Source organism: Undibacterium sp. RuRC25W, from assembly GCF_049339825.1.
Lineage (GTDB): Bacteria > Pseudomonadota > Gammaproteobacteria > Burkholderiales > Burkholderiaceae_D > Undibacterium.
Genome location: NZ_JBMPPD010000065.1, coordinates 1 through 4,997 on the forward strand (window position 1 = coordinate 1; position 4,997 = coordinate 4,997).

5 protein-coding genes and 2 pseudogenes are annotated in these 4,997 nt (G+C 44.9%); 3 read left to right on the forward strand and 4 right to left on the reverse strand.

Annotation, left to right across the window (positions count from 1 at the left end; genetic code table 11):
• The 3 genes and pseudogenes from ACO0KV_RS18215 to ACO0KV_RS18225 all read left to right on the forward strand — a co-directional run.
• Positions 1-107, forward strand: a pseudogene (locus ACO0KV_RS18215) (IS5/IS1182 family transposase); the annotation flags it as partial.
• 117 nt (positions 108-224) lie between these two features.
• The gene (locus ACO0KV_RS18220; RefSeq protein WP_423044557.1) at positions 225-803 is read left to right on the forward strand and encodes a ferritin-like domain-containing protein; all 579 of its coding nucleotides are present in this window, start codon (positions 225-227) and stop codon (positions 801-803) included.
• A gap of 74 nt (positions 804-877) precedes the next feature.
• The gene (locus ACO0KV_RS18225) at positions 878-1,249 is read left to right on the forward strand and encodes a c-type cytochrome (RefSeq protein WP_423044559.1); all 372 of its coding nucleotides are present in this window, start codon (positions 878-880) and stop codon (positions 1,247-1,249) included.
• 117 nt (positions 1,250-1,366) lie between these two features.
• Here the strand turns inward: ACO0KV_RS18225 and ACO0KV_RS18230 are convergent, their stop codons facing one another.
• The 4 genes and pseudogenes from ACO0KV_RS18230 to ACO0KV_RS18245 all read right to left on the reverse strand — a co-directional run bounded on the left by ACO0KV_RS18230 (position 1,367) and on the right by ACO0KV_RS18245 (position 4,852).
• Complete coding sequence (locus ACO0KV_RS18230) at positions 1,367-2,845, reverse strand: diguanylate cyclase domain-containing protein (RefSeq protein WP_423044564.1); 1,479 nt, start codon at positions 2,843-2,845, stop codon at positions 1,367-1,369.
• Between the two features lie 45 nt (positions 2,846-2,890).
• Positions 2,891-3,067 (reverse strand): annotated as a pseudogene (locus tag ACO0KV_RS18235) (PAS domain-containing protein); the annotation flags it as partial.
• Positions 3,033-3,860: an alpha/beta fold hydrolase gene (locus ACO0KV_RS18240; RefSeq protein ID WP_423044560.1), complete on the reverse strand. Its 828-nt coding sequence runs from the start codon at positions 3,858-3,860 to the stop codon at positions 3,033-3,035. The pseudogene ACO0KV_RS18235 and the gene ACO0KV_RS18240, both read right to left, overlap by 35 nt.
• A 353-nt stretch (positions 3,861-4,213) precedes the next feature.
• On the reverse strand, positions 4,214-4,852 hold the full coding sequence (locus tag ACO0KV_RS18245) for a DsbA family protein (protein ID WP_423044562.1): 639 nt from the start codon (positions 4,850-4,852) through the stop codon (positions 4,214-4,216).
• Between the last annotated feature and the right edge of the window lie 145 nt (positions 4,853-4,997).

Below are 4,997 nucleotides of genomic sequence, written 5' to 3' on the forward strand. Positions count from 1 at the left end.
TTGCTCACATCAAACAATTTAGGCGGGTTGCAACGCGATACGACAAACTCGCTGAACGATTTGCTTCATTTGTGGCAATTGCAGCTTCGATGCTTTGGTTAAAATAAATGTCAACACGCCCTAGTAGATGCCAAGGCGTTACGCTAGCTAACACATACCAGCGTGAGTCGTTTGACATCCTTTAATTTGCCGATGTTGACCTTTAATAATTTTGGAGAACGATAATGACGAACGCGATGAACGAAACAAGCACAAGACGCCTTTTTATGCGTAACACTGGTATGGCCGCACTTTCAGCTGGTGGAATATTGATGCTTGCAGGAAAAGACGCATCGGCTGCCAGTCAAGGTGATATGGCTAATGATGTGGGCATTCTCAATGTTGCCCTTGGTTTAGAGCACGAAGGAATCAACGCATATACATTGGGTGCAAAGAGCTGCTTATTGCAACCCGCTGTGCTCGATATTGCCGTCAAATTTCAATCTGATCACAAAGTCCATCGTGACGCATTAATCAACACGATACGATCGCTAGGTGGCGCGCCAGTTGAAGAAAAAACACTGGATGAATATGCTAAGTCTTTAAACGCAAGCACACTCAAAACGCAAGCGGATGTACTGAAATTAGCGCTTCAGTTGGAGTTAGGTGCAGCCAACGCTTACCTTGGTGTCATCCCATCGTTTAAAGATATTAATTTATCTAAAATCTCAGCACGTTTAGCTGCAGATGAAGTGAGTCACTGGACAATTCTCAATAACGCACTCGGTATGGCACTGCCAAAACCATTAAATTTTGGGGCATAAGCGACCTCTTCTATACGCCCGATCACCCACAGAATGCGCTTTCTGTGGGCTTCTTCACCACATGAAATCGCACCATGAAAAAATGGGTATTTTGTCTCTTCTATTTTATATTTTTGTCACAGTTGCCTGTTAATGCACAAGGCAATGCGCTCAATGGAGAATCCATATATAACTCACGTTGTTTTGCGTGCCATTCTCTAGACGCAAACCGGGTCGGGCCGGCTCATCGAGGCGTATTTGGCCGAAAAGTTGGCAGTATTGCAGACTACGTATACAGCGCGGCATTAAAACACTCAACACTAGTATGGAATGAGAAAAATCTCGACCTGTGGTTAAAAAATCCGGAAGCCTTAATCCCTGGCCAAGCGATGGGTTATTCGGTAACGGAGCAACAAGATCGAGATGATGTCATTGCCTATCTGAAGAACATCAAAAAAACAAAGTAGTCCGTCACGACACCAGTGAAGGATGTTAAATTTGTCCCATCAGATGACGTGTGACGAAGAACTGTATGGGTATTGACGATCAGTGACTACGGTGCGCTTAACAAACTAAGTCATTCGCTACAACGGCACATGACTATCATCCGAAAAAACATAGTTGTTTTTCCCATTTTTTTTGGCCTTATACATGGCCTCGTCAGCAAGCTTTAATAGCTGTTCCGCTGACTGTCCATTATTCTTAAAAATAGAAATACCAATGGATGTTCCGACATGGGCTACGTTTTCCTGGTCAAAAATTGGCTCATTGACCAGAGCAATTAAGCGAGACGCAATATACAAAATACTTTCCCTGCTATCGGGTTGATCTAGCAAAATAACAAACTCATCGCCCCCCAAACGCGCTACCGTATCAGATTGCCTTAACTGACTTGCCAGCCGGATAGCAACTGCTTGCAGCACGCGATCTCCGACGTCGTGCCCATGGATATCATTGATCAATTTAAATCCATCCAAATCAAGAAACAAAAGAGCAATCTGTCGTTCTTCACGTGCTGCCATACTAATTAATCGGCCCAGTCGCTCCATCAGCAATAATCTGTTTGGTAGGCTAGTTAAACTGTCGTGGAAGGCCATTTGGTAGACCATTTGTTCACGATCCCACTGCTTTGTAATATCATCAAAGACGACAACATATTTTGTCACTTCCGTTGCGTCATTGCGAATGACGGATATCGACAACCGTCCGAGAAAAGTAGAATGGTCTTTACGCCGACACCACACATCTCCTTTCCATTTTTCTGTTACGCTCAGCTCTTCATAGAGACTTTTCAAAAATTCTGGATCCTGACTGGAAGAATGTAGTGCATGAACATTTTTCCCGATAAGGTCATTCGCAGAATAGCCTGTGAGCTTAGTAAATCCTTTATTGATAGAAAGGATCATCGAATTTGCATCAGTGACTACAATGCCTTCGGAGGTGGCATCGAAGACACTCGCCGCAAGACGGATTGCCGCGTCAGCTTCTTTGACGGCAGAAATGTTGGTCACGAGAGCAAAGAATCCTTTTACCGCTCCAGTGGTGTCCCGATCAGGTATATAGTTCGCTAATAGATAACCAATGCGGCCATCAGGGCGGGTAATTTCCCGCTCAAATTCCTGTACTTCTCCAGCTAACGCACGCTGAATAGGAGGGAAGTTGAGGTTAAATATGTGGGCCCCCAGTAAATCGGCAATATGCATGCCAACGACTTTAGAAGGTTCCAGACCAAACCAATTGACATATTCCGAATTTGCAAATTGACAGATTAAGTTTCGATCCCAATAAGCAATCATGCTGGGCAGACTATCTGTGACAGTCCGAATGAACCTCTCGTTGTTTGCGCTGATTTCTGATAACTCGTCGGCCCGCCTTCTGGCACTCAATAAATCACGCTCAAAGTTACTACGCTCGATCGTTACAAAAAAGAGCCAGACATAGCACTCAGTGTCATCCTCCACTGTTCTTTGGGCATTCAGATACACGGGAGTCTTATTGCCAACAGCATCATTTAACTGCAACCTAATTTCACGAATATAGCCCTCACGAATCAACATCGGCATCACGTGTGTCTGCAGGAATATCCGACTCGCCGCAGGGAACAGAAGGTGCATCGGTTTGGCAATCAGAGACGATGAATCGCTACCAGTCAATTGATGTAAGCTCTGATTGATTGACCGAACCATTCCATTGCGGTCAGTCACTAGTACGGGGCTCGGTATTTGATCAAAGTTCTGCACAAAAAACCTGTTAATTGGATTTTCCGATGTACTCTCGAATAGCATCGATGACAAGCTCGGGGGCGCTCATATGTGCACAATGTCCTTGCACATCCAATATCTTCAGCGTACTACCTTTGATATGGCGATGAACATACTCACCGACGCAAACGGGCGCTAATGTATCCTTGTAGTGTTGTATCACCAGACAAGGTCGTAAAACTTTCGGTAAATCAGCCCGGTTGTCTGAGAAAAACGTTGTTCTGGCGAAGACTTTCGCGGTTAACGGATCTGTCGAACAAAAACTATCTGTCAATTCGGCAGTTAATGCTCCCGACTCACTCTCTGCAGAAATAACAGGCGCCAGATAGTTTGCCCAACCGATGTAGTTTTGCTCCATCAGATCAAGCAAATCTTCCAGATCACTCCGCTCAAATCCACCAAAATAATCGGGAGGATCATTCAGAAAACAAGGATTTGGGCCGACCAATATAAGGCGTTCAAATAAATCTGGCCTGGCGATCGACGCAAGAATACCGACGTTACAGCTGACAGAATGGCCAACAAAAGTAACGCCACTCTGCAACCCAAGCGTGTCGCAAACATCAAGCAAATCTTGGACATAACCTGCCAGTGAAGAATAACGAATCGGGTCAAACGCCCTGATATCCGATTGTCCCGATCCGACATAATCAAACATGACTTGCTTATATGAATCGCTAAACGCGGGGGCTACACGATCCCACATCGACTGATTGCATCCAAATCCGTGCGCAAAGAGCATGACACGATCAGAATCGCCAACAACTTTGACGTTATTCCTTCTCAGTACGTCTGGTTCATTGTTCTTAACTAGCATTAAGACCTCCACTCAGTGACGACACGTTGATTGATAAATCAGTAGTTTGAAGGGCAATCGCCTTGACACATCTTCAACTCAATAAGTTCATAACATCATCCTATAGGGCTGACATAACGACATGATGATTGTAGCCGAACTTTAAAATATGTTGATATTTATTTCACTACTGCATCAATTTAGGTGAACCATGCGCACGAATGATCGACGCATTCATCAGCACGTTTCGCTCCGCAACATTGTACTTAAGGAAATTTCTGCGCGGTGCCACATAGCAATATTTAACAAAGATTGTACACAAATTTATTTGCGATAGGTTTAGAGGAAGAATCAAACTTAGTAATCAACATGGCCTATTGCTCCAGAGAGCTCAATGCATCTTTGAGTGAACCAAACAAGACACTTCCGTCCACCAAGCGGCTTCCGCGCTGATCCGTGACGACGAGATTAGGCACCCCCGCGATGCCGTAAGTTGTCAGCAGCAATCGTGATTGTCGTAGGCGCTCCTGATTGACGAGATTGAGTTCAGTATCTTCACGACTTAAAAGTACTGATGCACGATCAAGCCCAATCTCATCAAGACACGCTGTGACAATCGCGATATCAGTAATATCCCGCCCATCAACATAGCGTGTCTTTTGTAACTGCGTTAACGCATCGAGCTCACGTAAGGGATCTGTCAATGACACAGCAGTCAACGCCAGCGTTGCCAACGCTGAATCAAATCGCTTACCCAATCGACCCAACACATGTGAGCGATATACTTCCGTAAACCGTTGCCCCGTCAATTTTTCTATGCGTACATCATTCGACCATGCATAGTCTGCGAACGCAGCGTTCATCGTACGCCCGTTTTCACCAGCAAACAAACCTGTCGGTGACAGCTTCACCGTCACATTCGTCTGTTGCGCCAATTGCTCCAATACTGGTGCTGCGCCATAACACCAACCACATAAAGGATCGAGTAAATAAGTCACTATCATTGATGTCATTTTCCATCCTAAAATCACAAGGCGAATTCTAGGATGAAGTGCAATTTATGAACGGTACCGGTTAATGAGGGCAAGATGCGATAGCATTTGTGCCTTTTTGACCGGCCAGTCGAAATTGCATAATGAACTACACACATCTCACCCA

Bases quoted from the DNA above. Each gene is read 5' to 3' on its own strand.
- ACO0KV_RS18245 (WP_423044562.1), bottom strand. From the start codon at position 4,852: ATGACATCAATGATAGTGACTTATTTACTCGATCCTTTATGTGGTTGG.
- ACO0KV_RS18225 (WP_423044559.1), top strand. From the start codon at position 878: ATGAAAAAATGGGTATTTTGTCTCTTCTATTTTATATTTTTGTCACAG.
- ACO0KV_RS18220 (WP_423044557.1), top strand. From the start codon at position 225: ATGACGAACGCGATGAACGAAACAAGCACAAGACGCCTTTTTATGCGT.
- ACO0KV_RS18240 (WP_423044560.1), bottom strand. From the start codon at position 3,860: ATGCTAGTTAAGAACAATGAACCAGACGTACTGAGAAGGAATAACGTC.
- ACO0KV_RS18230 (WP_423044564.1), bottom strand. From the start codon at position 2,845: ATGCCGATGTTGATTCGTGAGGGCTATATTCGTGAAATTAGGTTGCAG.